The organism is Mycobacterium sp. (assembly GCF_050701675.1).
In the GTDB taxonomy this organism is placed as follows: Bacteria; Actinomycetota; Actinomycetes; order Mycobacteriales; family Mycobacteriaceae; genus Mycobacterium.
Map to the genome: position 1 here is coordinate 1 of NZ_JBOGDD010000844.1, position 2,931 is coordinate 2,931.

At 65.8% G+C, this 2,931-nt stretch carries 4 protein-coding genes; all 4 read left to right on the forward strand.

The features are described 5' to 3' along the window. A partial coding sequence (locus ACRDUX_RS25940; RefSeq protein WP_526417910.1) for an NAD-binding protein occupies window positions 1-531 on the forward strand: 531 nt, incomplete at its 5' end. Further along, a complete protein-coding gene (locus ACRDUX_RS25945; protein WP_526417912.1) occupies window positions 528-926 on the forward strand; it encodes a carboxymuconolactone decarboxylase family protein in 399 nt (132 codons plus the stop codon). The genes ACRDUX_RS25940 and ACRDUX_RS25945, both read left to right, overlap by 4 nt. Then, window positions 923-2,149, forward strand: a complete 1,227-nt coding sequence (locus ACRDUX_RS25950; protein WP_526417914.1) for a cytochrome P450 — start codon at window positions 923-925, stop codon at window positions 2,147-2,149. Before ACRDUX_RS25945 ends, ACRDUX_RS25950 begins: the two co-directional genes overlap by 4 nt. Before the next feature lie 44 nt (window positions 2,150-2,193). Continuing rightward, window positions 2,194-2,910: a TetR/AcrR family transcriptional regulator gene (locus tag ACRDUX_RS25955; RefSeq protein WP_526417916.1), complete on the forward strand. Its 717-nt coding sequence runs from the start codon at window positions 2,194-2,196 to the stop codon at window positions 2,908-2,910. Window positions 2,911-2,931 lie beyond the last annotated feature (21 nt).

Below are 2,931 nucleotides of genomic sequence, written 5' to 3' on the forward strand. Positions count from 1 at the left end.
GTGTACGAACTGGCTCAGAAGTGTGCGGAGAAGGACGTCGCACTGCTCGATTGTGGTGTCACACAGGCGGTGCCGCACGGGCTCGTCGCCATTCTCGGCGGCGAAGCGGCCACGGTGGCCGACGCGATGCCGGTCTTGTCGGACTTCGCCAAGGACGTGGTGCACTGCGGCCCGTTGGGCGCAGGCATGGCGACCAAGATCGCCCGCAACATCATCACCTACGGCACCTGGCGAGCCGTCCACGAGGCGGCCACGCTGGTCGAATCCGCCGGTGTCGACCCCCGGAAGCTGATCACCGTCGTCGACGATGCCGATCCCAACGGCACCACGCTGTTCTCCTGGTTGCGCAACCAACTGGGCGGAGAAGAAGAGATCCGCACAATGGTGCCTCAGGTCCTCCGGCTGATGGACAAGGATCTGGCCGCCGCCCAAGAACTGGCCGCACGAAGCGACATCCCCGTTCCCCTGGTCGACGCCGCCCGCGCGAACGGGGTCGAAACCCTTGCCATCACAGAGAAAGACCCCTCATGAGTGAAACAACCGAACTCGGCCTGAAGACCATGGACGCGGTCTACGGGCCAGGCTTCTCGAAGAGCATGCCCGAAGTCTCGAACCCCATGCTGGAAGACACGATCGATCACCTCTTCGGCGAAATCTGGAGTCGGCCCGGCCTTTCGATTCGCGACCGCCGGTTGCTGGTCATCGGGGCCACCGCCGCGCTGGGTCGCGCCGACCTCATCGAAGTCCAAGCACGAGGTGCGCTGCAGAACGACGAGCTGTCCGCCGGCGAACTCCGCGAGGCGGTCCTGCAACTGCACTACTACGTCGGCTGGGGCAACGGCACCCACGTCAACAACGGCGTCGAAGCCGCCATCACCGACCACCAAGCCCACACCAACTCAGATGCGAAGGAGCACAACCAATGACCACTGACGTTCGCGAAATGCCCATCGAACGGGAACGCCTTCTGGACCCGCCGTTGGCCTACCACCAGTTGCAAGACGAGCAACCCATCACTCGTATCCGGTTCCCCAGCGGCCGCATTGGCTGGCTGGTGACCCGCTTCGAGGAAGGCAGTGAGGTCTTCTCCGACCCACGTCTGAGCTCGCAGCGGCCACGCCACGACGTAGCAGAAGAGGACGACGTCGACCCCAACGCCAACGATTCCGCCGAGGCACTGCCCCCGACGTTCAACTCCATGGACGCTCCAGACCACGGCGCGTACCGGCGCCTACTGTCGGGCAAGTTCACCCCCAAGTCGGTGCAGGCCAATCTGCAGCCGTACATCGACACCATCGTCACCGAACATCTGGACGCCATCGAGGCCCAGGGTGCCGGCGGCGAACCGGTCGACATCATCAATCAACTCGCGCTGCCGATTCCAAGCCTGGTGATCTGCGAATTGCTCGGCGTGCCCTACGGGGACCGGGATCAGTTCCACCACGCCACCGAGGTGATGATGGACACCAGCAAGCGTCGCGCCGAGCGTGACACCGGTGCGCACTGGCTGGTGGAATACATCACCGAACTGGTCACAGAGAAGCGCGCCGACCCCGGGTCTGAGGGGCTGCTCGCCGAGCTGATCCGCAAGAGCGCGGAGGACGGGTCGATCCTGTCCGACGAGGACCTCATCGGGATCGGCGTACTGCTGCTGTTCGCAGGACACGACACCACCATGGCCATGATCGGCCTTTCGGCGCTGACCCTGCTGACCCACCCCCTCCAGCGGCAGGACCTCGTTGAGCACCCCGAGAAGATCGGGGCAGCCGTCGAGGAGCTGTTGCGTTACCTGACCATCGTTCAGTTCGGCCTAGGCCGCACCGCCAAGGAGGACCTCGAGATCGCCGGCCAGGCGATCGCCAAGGGTGATCTGGTGGTGGTGGCGATGCCTGCGGCCAACCGCGACCCGCGGGTGTTCGACAACCCCGACGAGCCGGACTTCGACCGGAAGATGACCCGGCATCTGGCCTTCGGTTACGGCGTGCACCAGTGCCTCGGCCAGAACATCGCCAGGGCCGAGTTGAAGACGATTCTTCCGCAACTGTTTGCGCGCTTCCCCGGCCTGAAGTTGGCCACCCCGTTGGACGAAGTCGAGATGGACACCTACGGGACCAACTACGGCGTCAAGAAGATGCTCGTGACCTGGTGACGAACGCCGTTGCGGTGCGGCCCGCCCACCCTAAGGTGGTGGGCGTGGCCGACCGTACCAAGGAGCAGCCCGCACGTCGCCGAAGCCGCCGGGGCCATGGCGACCAGCTGCGCGAAGAGGTGCTCGCCGCAGTGAACCGGCTGCTCGACGACTGGGGCAGCGACGAGAAGCTGACGATGCGCGCGGTAGCCCACGAAGTCGGCGTCACTCCGGCGAGCATTTATCTCCACTTTGCCGACAAGACCGAGCTGGTGTGGGCGGCGTTGGCCGACAAGTACCGCCAACTGGCCGACCAGATGGGAGCTGCGGACGAGGCCGCCGCCGCGGAAGGACCCCGCGAGCGGCTGCGGGCCCAGGTGCACGCGTACTGCCGCTTCGCGATGGACAACCCTGGCCACTATCGGCTCATGTACGAGATCCGCCAGCCCACCGTGGAGCGCGAGCGGATGGGCCTGCACCCGGCGCGGCTGGTGTCAGCCAGGTTGCGCCGTGCCCTGGCCGCCTGCGCCGACGCGGGTCATCCCTTGTCACTGCCGCTGTATCAGGCAACGCATACCTTGTGGACGGGCCTGCACGGCCTCGTCTCGGTGCAGCACAGCCTGGCCATCGACGGCTCCCCCGACCAACTCGCCGGCATGGCCGACGGCCTCGTCGACGTCCTGGTCAGCGCTCAGCACCGAAGTGGACGTGCCTATCCACCCGAGACCGACGTCGACCGCTACATCGCGGCCACGGTCATCGAGATCGACGACGAGTCCTAGCCCGGGTGGCCTCCCCCTAAC